The following is a 23,982-nucleotide window of genomic DNA, read 5'->3' as shown; positions in this document are numbered from 1 at the left end:
TCGGTTAACGCTCCTCGAGGGGCTTATAGCGCTGACGCACCCCCAGATATTTATAGGCCGGACGGATGATCCGGTTGGCAAAGACCACTTCTTCGATGCGGTGTGCGCACCAGCCCGGCAGACGGGCGATGGCGAACAGCGGGGTGTACAGGTCCTCCGAGATGCCCAGCATCTGGTAGATCAGGCCGCTGAACAGGTCCACGTTGGCGCAGACCGGCTTGGAGCTGCCCTTCTCCTCGGCGAAGATGGCCGGGGCCAGGCGCTCGATGCTGCACAGCATATTGTACTCGGCCTCAAAGCCCTTCTCGTAGGCCAGGTGGCGGGCGCGCTCCTTCAGGATCACCTCACGGGGATCGCTGATGGTGTAGACGGCGTGGCCCATGCCGTAGATCAGGCCGCTGCCGTCGCCGGCCTGCTTGCGCAGGATGCGGCGCAGGTACTCGCGGACCTCATCGTCATCGTCGTAGTTTTCCACGTGGGCCAGGATATCTTTCAGCTGGCGGTTGACGGCCAGGTTGGCGCCGCCGTGCTTGGGGCCCTTCAGGGCGCCGATGCCCGCCGCAATGGCCGAATAGGTGTCCGACCCGGAGGAGGACACCACGCGGGTGGCAAAGGTGGAGCAGTTGCCGCCGCCGTGGTCGGCATGGAGCAGCAGACAGGTGTCCAGCAGCTTGGCTTCCTCGTGGGTGAACTTCTGGTCCGGGCGGTAGGTGCTGAGGATATGCTCCGCCGTGCAGTGGCCCGGCTGGGGCAGGTGGAAGAACATGCTCTGCTTATCGTAGAAGCGGCGCTTCATCTGGTAGGCGTTCACCATCATGGTGGGCATGCCGCCGATGAGGGCGATGCTCTGGTGCAGCAGGTTCTCCAGGCTCAGGTCCTCGGGGTTCTCGTCGTAGGAGTACATGCCCAGGACACACCGCTGCATTTTGTTCATGATGTTGGGCGAGGGAGCGTTCATGGTGTCCATGAAGCCCTCCGGCAGGTCGCGGTGTTCGGCCAGAATGTCGCGGAAGTTCTCCAGCTGCTTTTTGGTGGGCAGGCTGCCGAACAGCAGAAGCCAGATGACCTCCTCAAACACAAAGTGGTCGTTGCGGTAGGCTTCCTCCACGATCTCGTTGATGTTGACGCCGCGGTAAATCAGCCGACCAGGAATCGGGATGATGTGCCCTTCCTGATCCTTTTTGTAGCCCACAACGTCACAGACGTTGGTCAGGCCTGCCAGAACACCGGTGCCATCCGGGTTGCGCAGGCCGCGCTTGACGCCCAGCCGCTCGCTGGTCTCGGGGTCGATGTAGTTATTGGCCAGATACTCCTCACAGAGGGTTTTCATGGCCTCGTGCTCTTTGGTTCCCGAATTTGTATTCATCATGACGAATCCCCTTCCCTTCTCCATACGGCCGCAGAGAGCACCCGCGGCCGGTATCGTTTGTTTTGCCTCTCTGGTGTGCAAAGATCCCCTTTCCACTAAAATGCGATGGATGTGCTTATGATATCGCTTTTGTTAAATAAATTCAAGTCAAAACTGTCCAAACCCGGCCCGAAATACGAAATATTTTAAGAATATTCGGATTTTATTCACATTTCGTCGCTGGGGCACGCACACATCCAGGCGCGTTTCGGCCTTTCCCGCGAGGGTTCAGTGGTATCCTGTACCCCAGAAAGGAGGCTTGTTCCGGCTTGAAAAAAGCGATTATCCTATTATGGGCCCTGCTGCTGGCGCTGGGCACGGCGCTGCCCCTGGCCAGCTATCTGGTGATGGAGCAGCTGCTGGGGGCTTCCGCCCCCGGGCTGGCGGACAGCGGGGCGGCCCCGGCGCCCCAGTCCCAGGAGCCGGGAGGCCTGGCGGGCCTGGCCGGCACCGGCACGGAGGGCGACAACACCACCGTCCTGCTGCAGGACGAGAACAGCGGCCAGACCCTCACCCTGTCCATGCGGGACTATCTCATTGGGGCGGTGGCGTCCGAAATGCCGGTCAGCTGGCCGGACGAGGCCCTCAAGGCCCAGGCGGTAGCCTGCCACAGTTACATTCTCTACTGCCGGGACCACTGCGACGATCCCGCCGGCCCCTGGCTGGCGGTGGACCCGGCCCGGCGTCAGGGCTGCCTGACCGACACGGTGCTGCGGAGCTACTGGGGCACCGCCTACGAGGCCAACTACGCCCGGCTGTCCGCCCTCATCGACCAGGTGGCGGGGCAGGTGCTGTACTACGACGGGGCCCCGGCAGGGGCCAGCTACTTCGCCATTTCCAACGGCATGACCGAGGCCAGTGAAAACGTCTGGGACACCGCCCTTCCCTATCTGACCGCGGTGGACAGCAGCACCGACCTGACCGCCCAGGACTATGAGGTGACGGTGACCCTGTCAGTCGAACAGGTCAGCGGGGCGCTGGGGTCGGCCCTGGGGATTTCCACCGCCGGCATCGACCCTTCGGCCTGGTTCGGCACCCCCAGCTACACCCCCTCGGGCTATGTGGACAGCCTGCCGGTCTGCGGCCAGACGGTGAAGGGCACCGCCCTGCGGTCGGCGCTGGGGCTGCGGAGCGCCTGTTTCACCATCCAGGCCCAGGGGGATGCATTTTCCATCACCACCCGGGGCTACGGCCATGGGGTGGGCCTGAGCCAATGGGGCGCCAAGGCCCTGGCCGAGCAGGGCAAGAGCTGGATCGAGATTCTGGCCCACTACTTTCCCGGCACCACCCTTGATCCTTAGACTTAGGATTCCCCTTTTTCAGGAACAAAACGGCCCCGGCGTTTCAAGACAGCGCCGGGGCCATGTCTTATTTCAGGAAAAACTCAGAACAGAGAGCCAAAAAGTCCGAACAGATCTTCCAGGCCCATCAGGCTGCCGCTGGAACTGTCGGCGGCGGGCTGTGCGGCGGGCTCCTCCTGGAGCATGGAGCCGTCAGGGTCCTGAACGGACCAATAGGACCCGCTGCTGGCGGCGGCATCCGACACCGTGAAGCTGCTGGTGAAGCAGAGGCTTGCGCCGGTGGTGTCCTCGGCAATCACCAGATAGGTGTAATTGCCGGCGGGCAGGATGCCGAAGGGAATCTGGCTGTCCACTTCCCGCACCGACCAGCTGCTCTCGGCGCCGGTCAGGTTGGCGGAGGCACTCAGGACGGTGTTGCCGGCGGCGTCCTCCACCAGGACGGCCACCTCCGCCAGGGTGCTGCCTGCGGTGGCGGTGACGGTGCCGTTCAGGCTCAGGCCCGAACCGGCGTGGACATTGATGGGATATGTAACCCCCACCAGCTGCAGTTCCCCGGTCTGGGGCGCGGCTGCGGCGGCGTTCTGGTCCTCGGCGATGTACCAGTAGCAGGAGGCATCCGCCAGGGAGACCATGGCCTCCGAGAGGGGCACCCGGCCGGCCGAGATATTGCCGGCGGGGTCGGAGCAATAAAACACCCCGTTGGTGTAGTCGGTCAGCAGAACCGCGTGGGGCTCGGTCCGGTCATACAGGACGATTCCCTCGGGGTGTGCGGCCAGCAGATTGATGAGGGTCTGGGTTTTGACGGTGTTGTCCGAGGGAAGGGTGGCATAAAGCACCTTCATGGACTTGTATGTAAAGCTGTGGGCCAGGCCATTGGACCAGGCAGCCGGACGAACCGAGTTCTCGGTCACATCCACCCAGTCGGACAGGCCGTCCAGGTAGGCCCGGCGGCGCAGCATCATGGCCGCCGCCGTCAGGGTGCAGGTTCCGCTCCGGCTTTGTTTCATGTAAAAGCCTGCGTCTACGTTCAGGTCGGCTGCCCATGCACCCGGCATACAGGTGACCAGCAGCACGACGGTCAACATCAGCGCCGCAATCCGGCGGCGCCATCTGCACTGTGTTTCCAAGTTTGCCTCATCCCTTCCGGTGAACTTTCTGTGATTAGTTTAACGCAGCTGTTACCGATTTGTAAATAGTTTGAGGACAAACTTTCACCGGATTTTCTCATTTGTCGAACGGCGTCGCGCAATTTTTATGCACCTTGTCCAAAATATAGGTCTTTTTCTCCACGCCGCGGAAAAGAGGCGTACTTTTTACCGCCCGCGGCGGGCCCGCTCCTTCTCTTTCACCTGGCGGATATGGGCCTGTTTCTGGAACCAGGACACCTGGGTATAGGGCTCCAGACGCCGGTACAGGTCCTCCACCTCCCGCCAGGACAGGGGTTTGCCGCGGCCCAGCTTCCGCAGGACCCGGGGCAGCTCCTCCACCCGGCAGACGGCGGTGTCGTCCCGGTCCCACCGGACATCCGCCAGGCGGCACCGGCCCGAAAACACAATCACCGACCACAGGGGCACCTCCGGCCCCACCAGGCGGGACAAGGCCCGCATATGCCCTGCATTCTGCCAGATGGGGTTGTACAGGCTGTGCTTTTCGGTCTTGACCCGGCCCAGCCAGCCCCGGCCCGCATACACGGCGGCGGTCCACTGGGGCCGGTCCTCGTCGCCGTAGATCCGGCCGGTGTAGTTTTTGCTCTCGATGACGTAAATCCCTTTCCGGGTCAGGTAGATCATATCCACCTCGGTGGTGGCGTTCTCCCCCGCCGGCAGGTACAGATTGCGCAGGCACAGGCCCTTGACCCGGAACCAGCCTTTTTCGGCCAGGCGGGCCGCCACCTGATTTTCTCCTCTCTCCCCTTTCTCCCGGGCAGGGTCCGGCCCCAGCAAAGCCCGGAGACAAGCAAACCATTTCATAGACGTTGGTGAATCCCTTTCTGTGTGGAAAATAAAAAAATCCGGGCTGCATCTCCTGCGAGATACAGCCCGGAGTCTGGTCCGAGTGGCGAGAATCGAACTCACGGCCTCTTGAACCCCATTCAAGCGCGCTACCAAAACTGCGCTACACCCGGATATCGGCCCCCGATCCTACCAGAGCGGGGCGACATGGGCTATTATACTCACTTTGGGGCCGCTTGTCAACCCATTTTTTTATTTTTTCTGTTCTTTTTCGGCCTTCTCCTGGGCGCGGGCCAAAAGATCACGTTCCAGCAGCGGTTTCAGGTACTGGCCGGTAAAGCTGCCCGGCACCTCGGCCACCTGTTCGGGGGTACCGACGGCCACAATCTCGCCGCCGGCGCTGCCTCCCTCGGGGCCTAGGTCAATGATATAGTCGGCGCACTTGATGAGATCCAGGTTGTGCTCGATGACAATCACCGTGTTGCCGGCGTCCACCAGTTTCTGCAGCACCTCGATGAGGCGGTGCACGTCCGCAATATGCAGGCCGGTGGTGGGCTCGTCCAGGATATACACCGTCTTGCCGGTGGAACGGCGGGCCAGCTCATTGGCCAGCTTGACCCGCTGGGCCTCGCCGCCCGACAGGGTGGTGGCGCTCTGACCCAGAGTCACATAGCCCAGGCCCACATCCAGCAGGGTCTGGAGCTTGCGGGCGATCTTGGGCTGATTGGCGAAAAAGACACAGGCCTCCTCCACCGTCATGTTCAGCACTTCGGCGATGGTTTTCTCCTTATATTTGACCTCCAGGGTCTCCCGGTTGTAGCGGGCGCCCTTGCAGACCTCACAGGGGACATAGACGTCGGGCAGGAAGTGCATCTCGATCTGAAGGATGCCGTTGCCCTCGCAGGCCTCGCAGCGGCCGCCCTTGACGTTGAAGCTGAACCGTCCCGGCCCATAGCCCCGCATCTTGGCGTCCTGGGTCTGAGCAAAGACGTTGCGGATGTCGTTGAACACCCCGGTATAGGTGGCGGGGTTGGAACGGGGGGTGCGGCCGATGGGCTGCTGATCGATGCCGATGACCTTATCCACATATTCCAGGCCGATGATGCCGTCGTTTTTGCCGGGACGGCTGCGGGCGCCGTTCAATTCCCCGGCCAGAGTCTTGTACAGAATCTCATTCACCAGACTGGACTTGCCCGAGCCGGAAATGCCGGTGACGCAGGTGAAGGTCCCCAGGGGGAAGTCCACCGTCAGGTTGTGGAGGTTGTTCTCCCGGGCGCCGGTGACCCGCAGACAGTGGCCGTTGCCGGGGCGGCGGGTCTCGGGAACCGCAATCCGCTTGCGGCCGGACAGGTATTCTCCGGTGATGCTGCGCTTGGCCTTGCAGATATCCTTTACCTTGCCGGCGGCCACGATTTCGCCGCCGTGGACGCCCGCGCCGGGGCCCACGTCCACGATATAATCCGCCGCCCGGATGGTGTCCTCGTCGTGTTCCACCACAATGACGGTGTTGCCCAGGTCCCGCAGGTGCTTGAGGGTATCGATCAGTTTGTCGTTGTCCCGCTGGTGCAGGCCGATGCTGGGCTCATCCAGGACGTACAGCACCCCCGACAGGGCGCTGCCGATCTGGGTGGTGAGGCGGATGCGCTGGCTCTCGCCGCCCGACAGGGTGCCCGCCGAGCGGGCCAGAGTCAGATAGTCCAGGCCCACGCTCTGGAGGAATTCCAGGCGGGTGCGGATCTCCTTCATGATCTGATCGCCGATCTGGCGCTGTTTTTCGGTGAGGTTGCCCTCGTTGGCCCGGATAAAGGCCAGCTCGTCCCGGATGGACATCTCACAGAACTGGCTGATGTTCAAATCCCCCACCGTCACCGCCAGAACCACCGGCTTGAGCCGCTGGCCATGGCAGGCGGGGCACTCCACACTCGACATCACCCCGGCGATCTCTTCCTTGATCCACTCGCTGTTGGTCTCCCGGAAGCGGCGCTCCAGGTTTTCCACAATGCCCTCGAATTCGGCGTAATACTGGCCGCTGCCAAACTCATTGGTGCGGTGGAGCTCCAGTTTTTCCCCATTGGTGCCGTAAAGCAGGGCGTTGAGGGCGGGGCGGCTGAAATCTTTGATGGGGGTATCCAGGTCGAAGCCGTACTTTTTGCCCAGGGCAATGTAGTACATTTCACTGACCGAGCCCTCGGCGTAATACCAGCCGCTGGCCTTGATGGCTCCCTCGCGGATGGACAGGCTGCGGTTGGGGATGATGCGGTCCTCGTCCACCTTCATAAAGATGCCCAGGCCGGTGCACTTTTCACAGGCGCCCTGGGGATTGTTGAAGGAGAACAGCCGGGGGGCCAGCTCGCTGATGGAGATGCCGTGTTCGGGGCAGGCGAAGTTCTGGCTGAAGGTCATGGTCTCGCCGCCGATGACTTCCACCTCGGCCACGCCGCCGGTGAGGCCCAGCGCTGTCTCCAGGCTGTCGGCCAGGCGGCTGCGGACGCCTTTGCGGATGACCAGGCGGTCCACCACGATTTCCACCGTGTGCTTGATGTTTTTCTCCAGGGTGATCTCCTCGTCCAGGTCGTAGAGACTGCCGTCCACCTTCACGCGGGTGTAGCCGCTGCGGCGGGCTGCGTCCAGCTCTTTCTGCTGGGTGCCCTTGCGCTGGCGGACCACCGGCGCCAGAACCTGGAACTTGGTGCCCTCCTCCAGTTTGAGGACGGCGTCCACCATTTCATCCACCGTCTGCTGGCTGATGACCCGCCCGCACACCGGGCAGTGGGGCACGCCGATGCGGGCGTACAGCAAACGGAGGTAGTCGTAAATCTCGGTGACGGTGCCCACCGTGGACCGGGGGTTGTGGCTGGTGGTCTTCTGGTCGATGGAGATGGCCGGCGACAGGCCGGTGATCTCGTCCACGTCCGGCTTGTCCATCCGGCCCAGGAACATCCGGGCATAGCTGGACAGGCTCTCCACATAGCGGCGCTGGCCGTCGGCGTAGATGGTGTCGAAAGCCAGGCTGGACTTGCCCGACCCCGACAGGCCGGTCATGACAATGAATTTCTCCCGGGGCAGGGTGAGGCTGACGTTTTTCAGGTTGTGTTCCCGGGCCCCTTTGATGACAATTTTATCGTTTGCCAAAGTATTTTCTTCCTTTTCTCTGTGTCTGTGCGTGGTTCTGGCGGCGCTCGTTCTCGGCGTCCGAGTCGGTGGTGGGGTTTTCGCCCCGGCGCAGCCGGTCGATCTGATCCCGCAGGAAGGCCGCATGCTCAAAGTTCAGCAGCTTGGCGGCCTCCTTCATCTCCCGGGTCAGGCGGTCGATGGCAGCCTCCCGCTCTTTGGCCCCCATCCGGCGGGTGTTGGCCTTGGCGTTTTCGGCCTTGTCGCTGATCTCGATGGTATCCCGAATCTCCTTGACGATGGTCTTGGGGACGATGCCGTGGGCCTCGTTGTAGGCCATCTGGATGGCCCGGCGGCGCTCGGTCTCGGTGATGGCACGCTCCATGCTGTCGGTGACGGTGTCGGCGTACATGATAACCAGGCCCTCGGCGTTGCGGGCCGCCCGGCCGATGGTCTGGATCAGGCTGGTTTCACTGCGCAGGAAGCCCTCTTTGTCGGCGTCCAGGATGGCCACCAGGCTCACCTCGGGCAGGTCCAGGCCCTCCCGCAGCAGGTTGATGCCCACAATCACGTCGATGGCGCCCAGGCGCAGATCCTTGATCAGTTCCATCCGCTCAAAGGTATCCACCTCGTGGTGCATATACTTGACCTTGACCCCCTGGTCGGTGAGGTAATCGGTCAGGTCCTCGGCCATCTTTTTGGTCAGGGTGGTAACCAGAATCCGCTCGCCCTTGGCGGTGCGGGCTTTGATCTCGCCCAGCAGATCCACCACCTGGCCCTCCACCGGGCGGACCGAAATCAGCGGGTCCAGCAGGCCGGTGGGCCGGATCACCTGCTGGGCCACCTGGGTGCTGTGCTCCTTTTCATAGGGGCCGGGGGTGGCCGACACAAAGATGATCTGGTTCAGCTTGGACTCCACCTCCTCAAACTTGAGGGGGCGGTTGTCAAAGGCGGAGGGCAGCCGGAAGCCGTACTCCACCAGGGTCTTTTTGCGGGCGTAGTCGCCGCCATACATGGCCCGCACCTGGGGCAGGGTGACGTGGCTCTCGTCCACAAACAGGAGGAAATCCTCCGGGAAATAATCCAGCAAGGTGGTGGGCATGCTGCCGGGAGCCCGGCCCGACAATACCGCCGAATAGTTCTCGATGCCCTTGCACACACCCACCTCGTTGAGCATCTCGATGTCGTAGTTGGTGCGCTGGGCGATGCGCTGGGCCTCGATGAGCTTGCCCTCGGCGGTGAACTGTTTGACCTGGGCGTCGCACTCGGCCCGGATTTTTTCGATGGCGGCGGCCTTTTTCTCGGCGCTGACAATGTAGTGGCTGGCCGGGAAGATGGCCACATGCTTGACGATGTTCTGTTTGGCTCCGGTGAGGGGGTTGAACTCGGTGATGCGGTCGATCTCATCCCCGAAAAACTCCACCTTGATGGCCATTTCGCTCATATAGGCCAGGTAGATGTCCACCGTATCTCCCCGCACCCGGAACTTGTTGCGGACGAAATTCACGTCGTTGCGCTCGTACTGCAGGTTCACCAGGCGGCGGCACAGGTCGTCCCGGCTCATTTCCATGCCGGGGCGCAGGCTGATGACCATGCTGCGGTAGTCGATGGGGTCGCCCAAGGAGTAAATGCAGGACACCGACGCCACAATGATGACATCCCGCCGCTCAGACAAAGCCGCCGTGGCCGAATGGCGCAGGCGGTCGATTTCGTCGTTGATGGCGCTGTCCTTTTCAATATAGGTGTCGGTGCTGGGGATATAGGCCTCGGGCTGGTAGTAGTCGTAGTAGGAGACAAAGTACTCCACCGCGTTTTCGGGGAAAAACGCCCGGAACTCGGTGCACAGCTGGGCGGCCAGGGTCTTGTTGTGGGCCAGCACCAGGGTGGGCCGGTTGCACCGGGCGATGACATTGGCCATGGTAAAGGTCTTGCCGCTGCCGGTGACGCCCAGCAGGGTCTGGCAGCGGTCTCCCCGCTCCACCCCCGCCGTCAGCTGTTCGATGGCCTCGGGCTGGTCGCCGGTGGGCTGATAGGGCGACACCAGTTTGAATTGATTTTCTGCCATAGACGGCCTCCTCCCCGCCGGGATTCCGGCGCAGGCTTCACAATCAATAGTTGTATCTCTCGCAAAGATTATACCACGTTTGATTTATTCTGTACAGTCCATCCCACAAATCTTTTTCCCGCCTTTTTCTCTCAGTCTGGCCCGGCGTCCCGCCGGTATGCATCCGGGGCCTTCACCCGCCGGCGGGGTCGGGCTCGCCGGAAGCGGCGGCTTCCTCGGGGTCGGGCGTTTCTGCGGCATCCGGCTCCCGCAGCATGGCCATGCGGGGCTGGTCCACCGTCACAAGGTCCAGGCCGCACCGCTGGCGGAGGGAGGCGTATTCGGTATCGGTGACGATGATATGATCCAGCAGCTCGATGCCCACCACGGCCATTCCCTTGGCCAGGCTGGCGGTGGCCTCCAGGTCCTGGCGGGAGGGCAGAACGCTGCCGCCGGGGTGGTTATGGCAGAGGACGGCGCTCTCGGCCCGGGCCCGCAATGCCTGACGAACCGCCTCCTGGATGGGAAGGGCCACCCGGTCTTCCCCGCCCTGCTTGATCCAGGCGGTGGAGGTGATCCGGTGCTGGCGGCTCAGACAAATCAGCAAAACCCGCTCCTTCTGGATGCCCTGGTAGCGGGCCATGGCGTAGGCGCCCAGCTGTTCGGTGGTCCGCAGGCGGCGGCCGTCCTTCACCCGGCTGTGCTGATAGCAGGCCGCCACCTGGGGCAGCAGATGCAGCAGACGGGCCGACGCCGGCCCGATTCCCTTCACGGCGCACAACTCCTTTTCATCGGCCTCCAGCACCCCGGCAAAGTCCCCGAAGGTCTCCAGCAGGTCATGGGCGATGGCGTTGGTGTCCTTCTGGGCGTTGGTGAAGTAGAGCAGATACTCCAGCATTTCGTGTTCCGCCAGGCTCTCCAGGCCATACTTCTCCACACGCTGATGCATCCGCTGGCGGTGCCCGGCGTGTATGCTCTTGTTGGGTTCCTTTTTCTGCGCCATGACGCCCCCTCCTCTCTCCGGCCGGCTGCCGGCGCGGTCTGGTCTTTTTATTTAAAGGATACTTTTCTTTGGGCCAAAAGACAAGACCCCGGGGGCAAATTTTCCCCACGAATTGACTTGCACCCCGAAATCGTTTATCATGGGTACAAAGTGAGGAATCTGCCATGAAACAATTTACCGCAACCCCCAACGACGAAGGAGTACGCCTGTCCCGCTTTGTGCAGAGCGTGACCCAGGGCCTGCCCACCAGCCTGCTGTACAAGAGCTTCCGCAACAAGCGGATCAAGGTCAACGGCAAAAAGGCCGCCCCCGACGCCCGTCTGGCCGCCGGGGACCTGATTGAACTGTACATCAACGACGAGTTTTTCCCGCCCGAGGCCGCTCCGGCCCGGGCATCCAAGCCGGCCAAACCCGCCCGGCCCCATCAGCCCAAAGTCCAGGTGATTTACGAGGACGAGAACATCGCCGTCCTGTACAAGCCCGCCCATCTGCTGTGCCACAGCGACCGCACCGGCGACGCCAATCTGGTGGACGCCTTCACCCAGTATCTCACCGACAAAGGGGAATACACCCCCGGCGGGGAAAACCGGTTTGCGCCGGCCCTGTGCAACCGGCTGGACCGGGGCACCGAGGGCCTGGTGATTGCGGCCAAAAACTACGCCTCTCTGCGGGACATGAACGAAATCATCCGCACCGACCGGCTGAAAAAGGAATACTACACCATCACGGTGGGCATCCCGCCCCGGGGCCGGTTCACCGCCTGGTGGGAACACGACGAAAAGACCAACAAGGTCAGCATCCACGCCCATTCCGACCAGGCGGGCCGCCGCAAGCAGATCATCACCGATGTGGACGTGCTGCGGACGGCGGGGCCCTATGCCCTGTGCAAGATCGGGCTGATTACCGGGCGGACCCATCAAATCCGGGCCCATCTGGCCTATCTGGGCCGGCCGGTGCTGGGCGACATCAAGTACGGCAACCGCAAGGCCAACGAGCGGGCCGGGGCCAAAACCCAGGCCCTGTGTGCGGTGCGGGTGAGTTTTCTGGACATTCCCGAGGAAAACACCCTGCACTATCTCACCGGCAAGGTCATCAAGCTGAAAGATCCTCAGATCATCCGCCAGTTTGACGCCCTGGACAAGTCCAAACCGGTCGGCTGACCGGTTCACGCGGGAGGAGGGACCCATCCATGTACGCTGTATTGCAGAGTTTCGGCCTGAACGGGCTGCAGGGTTTCGGCGTGGCCGTGGAGGCCGACGTGTCGGGCGGCGTCGACGCCTTTTCCATCGTGGGCCTGCCCGACTCCGCGGTGCGGGAGAGCGCCGACCGGGTGCGGGCGGCGGTCCACAACCTCCATTACCGGTGGCCTTCCGGGCGAGTGACGGTGAATCTGGCCCCCGCCGACGTCCGAAAGACCGGTCCTGTCTACGACCTACCCCTGCTGCTGGCGGTGCTGGCCGCCGCCGGGCAGATTGACCCGCCCCAAGCGGACACTGCCTTTCTGGGGGAGGTGGCCCTGGACGGCGCACTGCGCCCGGTGACCGGGGTGCTGCCCATGGCGCTGGCCGCCGCCGAACGGGGTGTGAAAGCCCTGTACCTGCCGGCCGACAACGCCGCCGAGGCCGCCGAAGCCTGCGGGGACAGCGGAATGCAGGTCTACCCTGCCCGCACCGTCCACGAAGTGGTCCACGCCCTGGACGGGCGCATCCCTCTGGAGCCGGTGCAGCCCATTCCTTTTGACCCCGACGCCGGGTGGTCGGCCTACCCCGACTTTGCCGACGTGCTGGGCCAGTCGGTGGCGCGGCGGGCCATGGTGGTGGCGGCCGCCGGCGGACACAACGTCCTGTTGATCGGGCCGCCCGGCACCGGCAAGTCCATGCTGGCCAAGCGTCTGCCCGGCATTTTGCCTCCCATGACCCGGGAGGAATCGGTGGAGACCGCCAAAATCTATTCGGTGGCGGGGCTGATGCCCCGGGGCGGCGGGCTTGTGACCGCACGGCCCTTCCGCAGTCCCCATCACTCGGCCAGCCCCGTCTCCCTGGCGGGAGGCGGCAGCCAGTTCCGCCCGGGGGAGTGCAGCCTGGCAAACGCGGGGGTTCTCTTTTTGGACGAATTGCCTGAATTTTCCCGGGAAAGTCTGGAGGTGCTGCGCCAGCCCCTGGAGGACGGACAGATCACCATCAGCCGGGCCGCCGGCAGCGCCACCTATCCCAGCCGGTTCCAGCTGGTGGCCGCCATGAACCCCTGCAAGTGCGGCTACTACGGCCATCCCACCCGGCCCTGTACCTGCACCCCCACCGCCATCCGCCAATACCGCAGCCGCATCTCGGGACCCCTGCTGGACCGCATCGACCTGTGCGTCGAGATGGACCCCATCGCGTTCAGCGAGCTCCACGGCGCGGCTCAGGGCGAGAGCAGCGCCCAGCTGCGGCGTCAGGTGCTGGCCGCCCGGGAGATCCAGACCCGGCGTTTTGCCCAGCTGGGCTACCGCGGCACCCACTGCAACGCCCAGTTGTCTGCCGGGCAGGTGCGGCGGGTCTGCCGCCTGTCCCCCGCCGCCCAGCAGGTGCTGCAGGCGGCCTATGACCGTCTGGGCCTGTCGGCCCGGGCCCACGACCGCCTTTTGCGGGTGGCCCGCACCATTGCCGATCTGGCCGGCACCGACGACATCCAGCAGGACGCCCTGTTGGAAGCCCTCCAGTACCGGATGCAGGACCGCACCCAGGTGCGATGAACACAATACAAACAAAAAGACCCGGCCGGGTACCTCCCTGGCCGGGTTTTTCTATGATACGATGTGTGGGGTTTACCGGGCGCTGTCCGAATCCTCCGGGCTGTCCGGGTTCTGGTCGGCCTGCTGGGCCTCCTGCTGGCGGCGCAGGGCGCGAATCCGCTTTTTCTCGCTCTGGGTGTGACGCCAGGGCCAGAAGTGTCCCTCCTTCTCCTTGCACCAGCGGCCCAGGGGGTAGAAGGCAAAGGCCAGGCCAAAGACGTACAGCAGCACGTACAGCAGGCCATCCAGCCAGCCCAGGGCGTCCATCGCCCCGATGACGCAGATGATGAACCCCGCTTTCATGAAGAACAGGCCGTTCTGGCGGGCATACTCGGCAAAGTTTTCGGGCTTGACGCTTTGGCGGCCCTGATCGCCCCAGACCCGGGGATTTTTCATGACGGTGTAGCCGTAGTACAGCAGCATCATGCCGCAGGTGAGCTGAAAACCAAAAAACATCGCTTTTTCCTCATCTCAGGCCGGGCCGTGGACCGGCGGCCTTACTTTTCCTCGAAGTCACCCGGGAACATCTGCTTGAAGAAGGGGGTAAAGTCCAGGGTGGCAAAGTAATCGTGGGGGGTCTCGGCCCGGCGGATCAGCCGGTGAGAACCATCCTCACACAGCAGCACCTCGGCGCTGCGGAGTTTGCCGTTGTAGTTGTAGCCCATGGCCGAGCCGTGAGCGCCGGTGTCGTGAATATACACCAGGTCTCCGATGTCGATCTTGGGCAGGGCGCGGTCGATGGCGAACTTGTCGTTGTTCTCGCACAGGCCGCCCACCACGTCGTAGACGTGGTCACAGGGGGCGTCCTCCTTGCCCAGCACCGTGATATGATGGTAGGCGCCGTACATAGCGGGGCGCATCAGGTTGGCCGCGCAGGCGTCCAGACCGATGTACTCCTTATAAATGTGCTTCTCATGGATGGCGGTGGTCACCAGAGCGCCGTAGGGTCCGGTCATGAACCGGCCCAGCTCGGTGAAGATGGACACATCCCCCATGCCGGCGGGCACCAGGATTTCCTCGAACTTCTTGCGGACGCCCTCGCCGATGGCCATGATATCGTTTTCGCGCTGGTCGGGGCGGTAGGGGATGCCCACGCCGCCCGACAGGTTGATATAGCCGATATGGACCCCCGCTGCCTGGGACACCCGCACCGCCAGCTGGAACAGAATGCCGGCCAGCTCGGGGTAATAGTCATCCGACAGGGTGTTGGAGGCCAGGAAGGCATGAATGCCGAAGTTCTTGGCGCCCTTGGCTTTCAGCTGCTTGAAGCTCTCCACCATCTGGGCCTCGGTCATGCCGTACTTGGCGTCGCCGGGCTTGTCCATCACCTGGAAGCCCTCTTTGCTCTGGCCCAGGCTGAAGGTTCCGCCCGGGTTGTACCGGCAGAACACCGTCTCGGGCACACCGGCCACCCGCTCCAGGAAGCCCACCATGGTGGCGTCGTCCAGGTTGATATAGGCGCCCAGGTCATAGGCCTTCTTCATGTCCTCGCTGGGGGTCTGGTTGGAGGAGAACATGATCTCGCTGCCCTCAAAGCCCACCGCCTCGCTGAGCATCAGCTCGGTGAGGGAGGAGCAGTCCACGCCGCAGCCTTCCTCCCGCAGAATCTCCAGGATGGAGGGGTTGGGCAGGGCCTTGACCGCAAAGTATTCCTTGAAGCCCTTGTTCCAGCTGAAAGCCTGGTTGATCCGGCGGGCATTTTCCCGGATGCCCTTCTCATCGTAAATATGGAAGGGGGTGGGCACATCGGGCAGAATGTTCTGGATCTGTGCCTCGGTGACAAACGGTTTCTTTTCCATCATAACATCGACTTCCCTCTCATGGTATTTGGATGGGGCCGCGGCCGGCCCGGGGTTACTTTTTCAGGCTGTCCCGCACCGGGGTAAAGGTGGGGATCATCTTCTGCAGCTGCTCCACCACGCCCTCGTCGTTGTGCTCGGCGGCGTGGAACAGATCCTGCAGCTGCTGATAGAACACATCCAGCTGGATATTCCGGGCCGGGGCCACGAAAATCTTGTTGTGCTCGGTGCGGCGCATCTTGTCCTGCTCCTCGTCCATCATCAGCTCCTCATAGAGCTTTTCGCCGGGGCGCAGGCCCACAATCTTGATCTCCATATTGACCCCCGGCTCATAGCCGTAAAAGCGGATCATCTGGCGGGCCAGATCGATGATCTTCACCGGCTCGCCCATATCCAGCACGTAGATGCTGCCGCTCTCGGCCAGGGCCCCCGCCTGCAGCACCAGCTGGGCCGCCTCGGGGATGGTCATGAAGTAGCGCTCAATGTTGGCGTCGGTCAGGGTCACCGGGCCGCCCTGCTTGATCTGGGACTCAAACAGCGGGATGACGCTGCCGTGGCTGCCCAGCACGTTGCCGAACCGCACCGCCATGCACTTCATCTCGGTGTGCTGGGCAAAGGTCTGGATCAGCATTTCGCACAGGCGCTTGGTGCAGCCCATGACGCTGGTGGGGTTGACCGCCTTGTCGGTGGACAGCTGCACCAGCCGCTCCACCCCGTGCTCGCTGGCGCTGGTCAGGAGGTTTTTGGTGCCCATGACGTTGTTTTTCACCGCCTCGGCGGGGCTGACCTCCATCAGGGGCACATGCTTATGGGCCGCCGCATGGAACACCACCTGGGGGTGGTAGGTCTCGAACACTTCGTCCAGCCGGTGCTTGTCCCGGATGGAGCCCACCAGCACCTCAATGGGGGCATTGCGGCCATATTTGCGCTGCAGCTCCATCTGGAGCTCGTAGGCGCAGTTCTCGTAAATGTCGAAGATCAGCAGTTTGGCGGGGCCAAACCGCATCACCTGGCGGCACAGCTCGCTGCCGATGCTGCCGCCGCCGCCCGTCACCAGCACCACCTTGTCCTTCAGGTAGCCGCTGATCTTCTCGGTGTCCAGGGTGACCTCGTCCCGGGAGAGGAAGTCGGCGGTATTCAGCTCACGGAAGGCGTTCTGGGGCATGCTGCCCGCACCCACCGACTGGGGATCGCTGAGCATCTGGACCTTGCAGTGGGTGGAGGTGCACAGGTCGATGACATGGTTGAGCCGGCTGCCCCGCAGGGTGGGGATGGCGATGATGATGCCATAGATATTATAGCGGGTGCACAGCTCGGGGATATCCTCCAGGGTGCCCTTGACCGGCACGCCATGGATGGTCTGATCGAGCTTTTCGGGGGCGTCGTCCGCCACCACCACCGGACGTCCATAGGTCTTGTTGGACTTGCAGACGTTGATGGCCCAGGCGCCGGCCTCTCCGGCGCCCACGATCAGAACGGGGCGGTTGGGGTCGTTCGCCGGCACACCCCGCAGGGCAGCGCCCAGGGGGTGGTCCAGGAACAGCCGCCACGCCATCCGGATGCCGCCCACAAACAGCAGGATGAACACCGCTGCGATGCAGTTGGCCGAGTTGAACAGCACGCCGTGGACAAACAGCCGGTTGACAAAGTACACGGCCACCGTGGGCGCCGCCACCATGAAGGCCAGGCGGATCAGGTCCCGCTCGCCGGCGTACTTCCACAGAATGGTGTACAGGCCGCCCGCCAGGAAGGACAGCATATACAGCGCCGCGATCCAGGGCAGGTTCCGATAGAGCAGGGCCAGGTTATGGGGCCACCAGACGTCCACCTCGGGGGCGCCGTCGGCCCGCAGCAGCAGGCCCAGATAAAAGCTGAAGCATACGATCACAAGGTCGATCAAAAACAGCAGTCCCCGCCGCAGCATGATCCCGCCCTTGCGTTTGGTTTCCTTTTTCAAAGACACGTCCTCATCTTCTCCCGGCGGCGCACCGCCGTTGATTTCGGCCCGCGCAGGGCCAGACAGCCGCTGTCTCCGCGCAGATACACATCCTATATTATACTCCGTTCACAGGCCGGTGTCCAGAACTTTTGGTTTTTGGCGGCGGCTTTCCCAGATGGCCCGCACCTCCTCCGAAAGCCCCAGAGGCCAGCCCGCCCCCAGACACACTGCCGTCATGACCGCAGCGCCGGCGCACACCGCCGCCAGCTGGGTCACCCGGCCCCCGGCCAGCCAGGCCGTCAGGCCCTGGCGCACCCCCCAGCCTGCCAGACCAGCCAGGCCCGCCGCAAAGGCCGGGCCCGCCAGCCAGCCCAGCCAGTCGGGCCGGATGGAAGCTGCTTTCACCAGGTGGAGGGTATTGGACACGCAGGTGAACAGGCTGGACAGCAGGATGACAAACAGAAAGCCCTTCATCCCCCACCGGGGCAGCAGCACCATCACCCCCGCAATCCGCAGAATGGAGTCCCACACGCTGTAGCGGAACACAGCTTTTTGTTCCCCGATCCCCTTCATGGCCCCGTCCACCATGCTTTCCAGGTACAGCAGAGGCATGGCGGGGGCCAGGATTTCCAGATAGCCCCCGGCCTCGGCGCTGCCGTAGAGGGCCTCGGTCAGAGGGCGGCCCCACACCCAGAACACCGCCCCCACCAACGCCGACACATACATGGTGAGGCGCAGCATCCGCCGCAGAAGCGCTTCCAGGCGCACCCGGTCGGCCCGGATATGGGCCCGGGTGATCTCGGGCATCAGCAGCACCCCCAGGCTGCCCAGCAGGCCAAAGGGAAAGTTCATCAGGGGCAGGGCCATTCCTTTCAGACAGCCGTACTGGGTCACCGCCACGCTCCGCTGTCCGCCCAAATAGGCGGTCAGGCAGGCGGGGGCCAGCATGTTTTCGGCGGTATGGAGGGCGCTGGACAGGCACCGTCCCCCCTGCACCGGCCACAAAATCTCCCAGATCCGCCGTCCGGCGTGGAGCGGGGCCCGGCTGCGGTCATGGCCAAAGGCCGCCGTCCCTTCCCGCCGGGCAAAGAGGGCCATCAGGCCCGCCGACACCATTTCGCCACCGGCGGTGGCCGCCATCACCCAGGCGCAGCGGACTCCCACGTCCTGGCCCTGGGTCAGTTCCAGAGCCGCCACCATCACCCCCATCCGGAACAGCTGTTCGGCGGCCTGGCTGGCCACGTTGGGTCCCACCTGCTGCCGCGCCACAAAAAAGCCCCGCAGCACCGCCGCCACCGCCATAAAGGGCATCCCGAAGGCCCCTGCCCGCAGGGCGGCCGCCGTCCGGGCGTCGCCCAGCCACCACCGGGCCGCCGGCTCCGCCAGAATCCACTGGGCGCCCATGGCGGCCCCGCCCAGAGCCGCCGCCATACCGCACAGCCGCAGCAGCATTCCCTTGGCCCGGGCCGGGGAACCGGTCAGTTCCTCGGCCATCAGGCGGGTGGAGGCCACCGACACCCCCGAGGTTGCCAGCGTGACAAACAGGGAGTACACCGCCAGCACCAGCTGATACAGGCCCATCCCCTCGCCCCCCAGGACGTTTGCCAGGTAAATCCGCAGGCCCATGCCCGCCAGCCGCAGCCCTACGTCCGACACGGTGAGCAGGGCGGCATTTTTCAGATAGCTCTGCCGCACAGCGACCCCCTCCCTTCCTGACAGGATATGCGGCCTGGATCTACGCTATCCCTACTTTTCTGGAAGAAAAGTAGGCAAAAGACTTTCACCCGGTACCGCTGACTGCTGTAGGCTTCATAAGGCCCTGCCGGCGATCAGGTTTTCACCTCTTTAGAAGGCTCCCGGCCTGCGGCCCGGTGAGTCCGGGGTTTTGTCCAGTCTGTTTTCCTATAAAATATAGTTTTCCTGTTTGGGCTGGGCAGGGGGTATTGTGTTTTATGGGTTTTCAGGGCGTACCGGGTGAGAAAAGCAGGCTATGCGAAACTTTGCATCGTACCGCGCCGCAGGCGCAAACGCCGGGGGCGAGCGGGGGCGTAACGGCCCCGCGGAACCTTCGGAGACCCGGAAAGTGTATGGTACACAGTGAATCCTTGTACTTGGCGGCGTTTTGTGCTATCATAGGTAGGCAAGCCAAACGGGGGCCCGCGCCCCTGGCATTATTATGATCAAACAGGAGGTACGCCCGCTTTCACCGGCGGGCGCAGGAGAGAATGAGCGAAGAATGCACCCATGATTGTTCCAGCTGTGGGGCAGACTGCCCGTCCCGGCAGCAGGCCCCCCAGCATGAAGCACCCAACCCCCACAGCAGCGTCAAAAAGGTGATCGGCGTGGTGTCCGGCAAGGGCGGCGTCGGCAAGAGCATGACCAGCGCCCTGCTGGCCTGCGCCATGCGCCGCCGCGGCTATCACTGCGGCATCCTGGACGCCGACATCACCGGCCCGTCCATTCCCAAGCTGTTCGGCATCCATGGCCGCGCCATGGCCGACAACCAGGGCTGCTGGCCCATCCAGAGCCGGATGGGCATTGATGTCATGAGCATCAACCTGCTGGTGGAAAACGAAGAGGACCCCGTGGTCTGGCGCGGCCCCGTCATCGCCGGCGCCGTCAAGCAGTTCTGGACCGATGTGGTCTGGAAGGACGTGGACTTCCTCTTTGTGGATATGCCTCCGGGAACCGGCGACGTTCCCCTGACCGTGTTCCAGAGCCTGCCGGTGGACGGCATCGTGGTGGTGGCCAGCCCCCAGGAACTGGTCAGCATGATTGTGGCCAAGGCCGTCAACATGGCCCAGAAGATGAATGTCCCCATCCTGGGCATCATCGAGAACATGAGCTATCTGGTCTGCCCCGACTGCGGCAAGCACATCTCCCTGTTCGGCGAGAGCCACGTGGAGCAGATTGCCGCCAAGTACGGCCTGAAGGTCCTGGCCAAGATGCCCATTGACCCCTCTCTGGCCGCTCTGGCCGACGAGGGCCGGGTGGAGGCCTACGGCGGAGAGTATCTGGAGGGCGCTGCCGACGCCGTCCAGGCCCTGCTGTAACCCTGTTTTTTCGCTCTGCCCCCGCTGCGGGGCAGGGCGCTGTGTTTCCGGCTTGGTCCGGGCTGTGGGTGCGCTGCGCCCGGCCCGGACGTTTTTGTTTGCCCCCATTCGCTTTACGATCGGAAGCAAAGCTTGCTTTTTCGGTTTTATTTTTGGTTTTCTGAAGCGGTTTGAGGTTTTATTCTGTTTTTTTAAATTTTATCACCCCGCTTCTATTGAAAATTTTTCCTGAATGCTTTATAATAATAAAGCACCCCGCTGCAAAGAGGGAACCGGCTTCCCCCGCATCTTCCGCCGGTTGGAGCGGCCGGGGTCTGGCATCTGGTATAGAGCGGCCCGCGGCCCTGCCGCCGGCCTCAGTAGGGAAAGGAGTTTCTGTTATGCTGACAAACGAATACCTCAAGCGTGTTTACGAGGGTCTTGCCCAGCGCAACGCCCACGAGCCTGAGTTCCTGCAGGCTGTGGCCGAGGTGCTGGAGAGCATCCAGCCCCTGGTGGAAAAGCACCCCGAATATGAGAAGGCCGGCCTCATTGAGCGGCTGGTGGAGCCCGAGCGGATCATCACCTTCCGTGTGCCCTGGGTGGACGACCAGGGCAAGGTCCAGGTCAACCGCGGCTACCGCGTCCAGTTCAACAGCGCCATCGGCCCCTACAAGGGCGGCCTGCGGTTCCATCCGTCGGTCAACCAGAGCATCCTGAAATTCCTGGGCTTTGAGCAGATCTTCAAGAACAGCCTCACCACCCTGCCCATGGGCGGCGGCAAGGGCGGCTCCGACTTTGATCCCAAGGGCAAGAGCGACATGGAAGTCATGCGCTTCTGCCAGAGCTTCATGACCGAGCTGTACCGCCACATCGGCCAGTTTGTGGACTGCCCCGCCGGCGACATCGGCGTGGGCGGCCGCGAGGTGGGCTACATGTTCGGCCAGTACAAGCGTCTGACCAACAGCTTCCAGGGCGGCATGCTCACCGGCAAGGGCCTGACCTTCGGCGGCTCCCTGGTCCGCACCGAGGCCACCGGCTACGGCCTGTGCTACTTCACCGCCGAGGCCCTCAAGTGCATGCGCAACGACAGCTTCGAGGGCAAGACGGTGGTCATCTCCGGCTCGGGCAACGTGGCCATCTATGCCTGCGAGAAGGCCACCCAGCTGGGCGGCAAGGTGGTCACCATGAGCGACTCCAACGGCTATGTCTATGACCCCAACGGCATCGATCTGGATTACGTCAAGGATCTGAAGGAGGTCCGCCGCGGCCGCATCAAGGAGTACGCCGAGACCCATCCCGGCGCCACCTATGTGGCCGACTGCACCCGCATCTGGGAGACCCCCTGCGACATCGCCCTGCCCTGCGCCACCCAGAACGAGATCAACAAGGCTTCGGCTGAGATCCTGGTGAAGAACGGCTGCACCGTGGTGTGCGAGGGCGCCAACATGCCCAGCACTCCCGAGGCCATCGAGGTCTATCTGGCCAACGGCGTCCTGTACGGACCCGCCAAGGCCACCAACGCCGGCGGCGTGGCTACTTCCGGCCTGGAGATGAGCCAGAACAGCGAGCGCCTGAGCTGGAGCTTCGAGGAAGTGGACGCCAAGCTGAAGGGCATCATGGAGGGCATCTTCCACGCCAGCTACGACGCTTCCGTCGAGGTGGGCGCCGAGGGCAACCTGATGGTGGGCGCCAACTGCGCCGGCTTCCTGAAGGTCGCCACCGCCATGCTGGCCCAGGGCATCACCTACTAATCCCCGCTTTTTCGAGAAAAAGCTTGGCAGCGGCGGCGACCGCATCCGGTGGATGAAACAGGGAGCCGCCGCTGGCGCAGCGCTCCAATTTTTACAAGGGCATTCATGCCCGCAGAGAAAATTGGCTAAGCGCAAGAGGACTTCACTGTGTACCATACACTTTCCGGGTCTCCGAAGGTTCCGCGGGGCCGTTACGCCCCCGCTCGCCCCCGGCGTTTGCGCCTGCGGCGCGGTACAATGCAAAGTTTCGCGTAGCCTGATTACCTCGTCCGGTACGCCTTGAAAGCCTATAAAATACCTCAACCCCTGCCCATCCTTTGGGCGGGGGTTTTCTGTTGGTGTCGGCTCACTCACGGGCCCCGCAATCGGAGCGGCGAGTGGTGGTTCACTGCGTCTTTTGCTGCCGCAGGACGAGAGTGGGACGAGGCCCGTTCACAATTTGTTCATGTGCCACTCTCACCACTCTCACCACTCTCACCACTCTCACCACTCTCACCACTCTCACCACTCCCACCACTCTCACCACTCTCACCACTCCCACCGGCGGATGGGCCAAAGACGGCCTCCTCCTCCGACAGACGGCGGAAGATATGCACCCGAGAGCCGCTGCTGTACCGGCTGGTATGTTGGATGCAGTCCCGTTCCAGCAGCAGGGGGAACAGTGCTTCCAGCTGGCGGCCTGCCGCCTGGGGCGTATCGGCGGGACACCGGCCGTACAGGGCCGCACATCCCTTCATCAGGCCCACGGCCGTGGCCTGCCACCGGTGGTCGGGGGCCTGGTCCACCCCGCGCCGTATGGTCTGCACCCATAGGTTTTCCTCATAGGCTGCGGCCAGGCGCTGGGTTTCCAGGTCGGCGGCATCCCCCATCACCTCCCACCGGAACCGCTCCTTATTGAACCGGATGGCCAGGTGCTGCTCTTCCACGTCCCGGCCGGTCAGGTGAAAGGCGGTCTCGGCGTCCTGGCGGCTGGCCCGGGCCAGCACGATATTGGTGTCCGCCGCGCCCGACAGGCCGTTGGTGCCGGCGATCCGGTTAAAGGGATCGGAGGTATCCTCCATCTTTCGCAGATGGTGCACCAGCACCAGACACAGCCCCAGCCGGTCGGCCAGCTCTTTCAGCGCGCCGGCGTCCCTGTAGTCCGCCGCATAGGCCCCGCCGGCGGTGCGGTCGGCGTTGGTGCGCACCTTCTGCAGGGTGTCGATCACCACCAGCCTGCAGTCGGGATGCCGCTGGGCAAACAGTTCGATGTTGGCCAGCAGCCCCTCCCCGATGCCGGGGGAGCTGGTCTGGTAATAGAACCCCGGCGGGCAGGGCTGGCCTGCCAGCAGCTTGCACAGACGGTCCTGCAGCCGCCGGGGGCTGTCCTCCAGAGCCAGATACAGACAGCTGGACCGGCTGCACCGGCGTCCCAGCAGCTGGCCGCCCCGGGCGGTCTGGACGCATAGGTCCAGCATCAGCCAGCTCTTGCCGTACTTGGGGGGCGATGCCAATATGGTGAGCCCCTGGGGCAGCAGGCCCTCCACCACATAGTGGATGGCGGGCAGGGTCCGGGCGGTGAGCACCGCCGCCGATTCCCACAGCCCGCCCGACAGCGCCTGTTCCAGAAAGCCCTCCTTGTCGGCCTTGTAGGCCTCCCAGGCGTTGGCCCGGGCCTCCTGGAACCGTTCCAGGGCCAGCCCCCACCCCGGCAGCGGGCTGGAATCCATAGGGTTGGTGGCCCGCAGCTGCAGCGCATGGGTGCGGTCGGCACGGGTGCCCTGGTCGGGACAGTCCCAGCACAGGGCAAAAGCCCGGCTGCTCAGCACCTCGGCCCGGGTCAGCTTCATCAGCTCCTCCAGAAAGCGGTCCTCCTCCATCATGCGT

Annotated in this window: 16 protein-coding genes and 1 tRNA gene; 5 read left to right on the top strand and 12 right to left on the bottom strand. The window is 63.5% G+C overall.

Annotated elements, in window-relative coordinates:
- Positions 1 to 4 precede the first annotated feature (4 nt).
- Positions 5 to 1,369, bottom strand: coding sequence for a citrate synthase (locus B5E67_RS02690; RefSeq protein ID WP_087382601.1), 1,365 nt, complete (start codon positions 1,367 to 1,369; stop codon positions 5 to 7).
- 308 nt (positions 1,370 to 1,677) lie between these two features.
- Here B5E67_RS02690 and B5E67_RS02685 point away from each other — a divergent pair, with 308 nt between their 5' ends.
- Positions 1,678 to 2,709 carry a SpoIID/LytB domain-containing protein gene (locus tag B5E67_RS02685; protein WP_087382599.1) on the top strand — a complete coding sequence of 344 codons (1,032 nt, stop codon included), beginning with the start codon at positions 1,678 to 1,680 and terminating at the stop codon, positions 2,707 to 2,709.
- Positions 2,710 to 2,792: 83 nt separating this feature from the next.
- Here the strand turns inward: B5E67_RS02685 and B5E67_RS02680 are convergent, their stop codons facing one another.
- The 6 genes from B5E67_RS02680 to B5E67_RS02655 form a co-directional block, all read right to left on the bottom strand.
- The gene (locus B5E67_RS02680; protein WP_143405371.1) at positions 2,793 to 3,836 is read right to left on the bottom strand and encodes a hypothetical protein; all 1,044 of its coding nucleotides are present in this window, start codon (positions 3,834 to 3,836) and stop codon (positions 2,793 to 2,795) included.
- 186 nt (positions 3,837 to 4,022) lie between these two features.
- Entirely contained in the window at positions 4,023 to 4,679 is a 657-nt protein-coding gene (locus B5E67_RS02675) for a nuclease-related domain-containing protein (protein WP_087382593.1), read from the bottom strand.
- A gap of 77 nt (positions 4,680 to 4,756) precedes the next feature.
- Positions 4,757 to 4,834 (bottom strand) — tRNA-Pro (locus tag B5E67_RS02670).
- Positions 4,835 to 4,913: 79 nt separating this feature from the next.
- Complete coding sequence (gene uvrA, locus B5E67_RS02665; protein WP_087382590.1) at positions 4,914 to 7,793, bottom strand: excinuclease ABC subunit UvrA; 2,880 nt, start codon at positions 7,791 to 7,793, stop codon at positions 4,914 to 4,916.
- Positions 7,780 to 9,837: an excinuclease ABC subunit UvrB gene (gene uvrB, locus B5E67_RS02660; protein ID WP_087382587.1), complete on the bottom strand. Its 2,058-nt coding sequence runs from the start codon at positions 9,835 to 9,837 to the stop codon at positions 7,780 to 7,782. Before uvrB ends, uvrA begins: the two co-directional genes overlap by 14 nt.
- Before the next feature lie 172 nt (positions 9,838 to 10,009).
- The gene (locus tag B5E67_RS02655; RefSeq protein ID WP_087382584.1) at positions 10,010 to 10,819 is read right to left on the bottom strand and encodes a JAB domain-containing protein; all 810 of its coding nucleotides are present in this window, start codon (positions 10,817 to 10,819) and stop codon (positions 10,010 to 10,012) included.
- Positions 10,820 to 10,983: 164 nt separating this feature from the next.
- Here B5E67_RS02655 and B5E67_RS02650 point away from each other — a divergent pair, with 164 nt between their 5' ends.
- Both B5E67_RS02650 and B5E67_RS02645 read left to right on the top strand, forming a co-directional pair.
- Positions 10,984 to 11,979 (top strand): RluA family pseudouridine synthase, encoded by a 996-nt coding sequence (locus B5E67_RS02650; RefSeq protein ID WP_087382581.1) that lies wholly within the window; start codon positions 10,984 to 10,986, stop codon positions 11,977 to 11,979.
- A 29-nt stretch (positions 11,980 to 12,008) separates the two neighbouring features.
- Positions 12,009 to 13,553 (top strand): YifB family Mg chelatase-like AAA ATPase, encoded by a 1,545-nt coding sequence (locus B5E67_RS02645; protein WP_087382578.1) that lies wholly within the window; start codon positions 12,009 to 12,011, stop codon positions 13,551 to 13,553.
- 72 nt (positions 13,554 to 13,625) lie between these two features.
- Here the strand turns inward: B5E67_RS02645 and B5E67_RS02640 are convergent, their stop codons facing one another.
- The 4 genes from B5E67_RS02640 to B5E67_RS02625 all read right to left on the bottom strand — a co-directional run bounded on the left by B5E67_RS02640 (position 13,626) and on the right by B5E67_RS02625 (position 19,025).
- Positions 13,626 to 14,048 (bottom strand): hypothetical protein, encoded by a 423-nt coding sequence (locus B5E67_RS02640; protein ID WP_087245395.1) that lies wholly within the window; start codon positions 14,046 to 14,048, stop codon positions 13,626 to 13,628.
- Between the two features lie 41 nt (positions 14,049 to 14,089).
- Positions 14,090 to 15,391 carry a diaminopimelate decarboxylase gene (locus tag B5E67_RS02635; RefSeq protein ID WP_087382887.1) on the bottom strand — a complete coding sequence of 434 codons (1,302 nt, stop codon included), beginning with the start codon at positions 15,389 to 15,391 and terminating at the stop codon, positions 14,090 to 14,092.
- Positions 15,392 to 15,446: 55 nt separating this feature from the next.
- Positions 15,447 to 17,348 (bottom strand): nucleoside-diphosphate sugar epimerase/dehydratase, encoded by a 1,902-nt coding sequence (locus B5E67_RS02630; protein WP_242956733.1) that lies wholly within the window; start codon positions 17,346 to 17,348, stop codon positions 15,447 to 15,449.
- A 108-nt stretch (positions 17,349 to 17,456) separates the two neighbouring features.
- The gene (locus B5E67_RS02625; RefSeq protein ID WP_087382575.1) at positions 17,457 to 19,025 is read right to left on the bottom strand and encodes a polysaccharide biosynthesis C-terminal domain-containing protein; all 1,569 of its coding nucleotides are present in this window, start codon (positions 19,023 to 19,025) and stop codon (positions 17,457 to 17,459) included.
- Positions 19,026 to 19,555: 530 nt separating this feature from the next.
- Here B5E67_RS02625 and B5E67_RS02620 point away from each other — a divergent pair.
- Together B5E67_RS02620 and gdhA are read left to right on the top strand one after the other, a co-directional pair.
- Positions 19,556 to 20,383, top strand: coding sequence for an Mrp/NBP35 family ATP-binding protein (locus tag B5E67_RS02620; RefSeq protein WP_087245391.1), 828 nt, complete (start codon positions 19,556 to 19,558; stop codon positions 20,381 to 20,383).
- 380 nt (positions 20,384 to 20,763) lie between these two features.
- Entirely contained in the window at positions 20,764 to 22,116 is a 1,353-nt protein-coding gene (gene gdhA, locus B5E67_RS02615) for an NADP-specific glutamate dehydrogenase (RefSeq protein WP_087382572.1), read from the top strand.
- Positions 22,117 to 22,559: 443 nt separating this feature from the next.
- Here gdhA and B5E67_RS02610 read toward each other — a convergent pair whose 3' ends face one another.
- Positions 22,560 to 23,978: an AAA family ATPase gene (locus tag B5E67_RS02610; RefSeq protein WP_087382569.1), complete on the bottom strand. Its 1,419-nt coding sequence runs from the start codon at positions 23,976 to 23,978 to the stop codon at positions 22,560 to 22,562.
- Between the last annotated feature and the right edge of the window lie 4 nt (positions 23,979 to 23,982).

Source organism: Faecalibacterium sp. An122, from assembly GCF_002160895.1.
Lineage (GTDB): Bacteria > Bacillota > Clostridia > Oscillospirales > Ruminococcaceae > Faecalibacterium.
This window is presented reverse-complemented; position numbering and strand designations above follow the sequence as displayed.

Bases quoted from the DNA above. Each gene is read 5' to 3' on its own strand.
- B5E67_RS02690 (WP_087382601.1), bottom strand. From the start codon at position 1,369: ATGATGAATACAAATTCGGGAACCAAAGAGCACGAGGCCATGAAAACC.
- B5E67_RS02675 (WP_087382593.1), bottom strand. From the start codon at position 4,679: ATGAAATGGTTTGCTTGTCTCCGGGCTTTGCTGGGGCCGGACCCTGCC.
- uvrB (WP_087382587.1), bottom strand. From the start codon at position 9,837: ATGGCAGAAAATCAATTCAAACTGGTGTCGCCCTATCAGCCCACCGGC.
- B5E67_RS02655 (WP_087382584.1), bottom strand. From the start codon at position 10,819: ATGGCGCAGAAAAAGGAACCCAACAAGAGCATACACGCCGGGCACCGC.
- B5E67_RS02650 (WP_087382581.1), top strand. From the start codon at position 10,984: ATGAAACAATTTACCGCAACCCCCAACGACGAAGGAGTACGCCTGTCC.
- B5E67_RS02645 (WP_087382578.1), top strand. From the start codon at position 12,009: ATGTACGCTGTATTGCAGAGTTTCGGCCTGAACGGGCTGCAGGGTTTC.
- B5E67_RS02640 (WP_087245395.1), bottom strand. From the start codon at position 14,048: ATGTTTTTTGGTTTTCAGCTCACCTGCGGCATGATGCTGCTGTACTAC.
- B5E67_RS02635 (WP_087382887.1), bottom strand. From the start codon at position 15,391: ATGGAAAAGAAACCGTTTGTCACCGAGGCACAGATCCAGAACATTCTG.
- B5E67_RS02620 (WP_087245391.1), top strand. From the start codon at position 19,556: ATGAGCGAAGAATGCACCCATGATTGTTCCAGCTGTGGGGCAGACTGC.
- gdhA (WP_087382572.1), top strand. From the start codon at position 20,764: ATGCTGACAAACGAATACCTCAAGCGTGTTTACGAGGGTCTTGCCCAG.
- B5E67_RS02610 (WP_087382569.1), bottom strand. From the start codon at position 23,978: ATGATGGAGGAGGACCGCTTTCTGGAGGAGCTGATGAAGCTGACCCGG.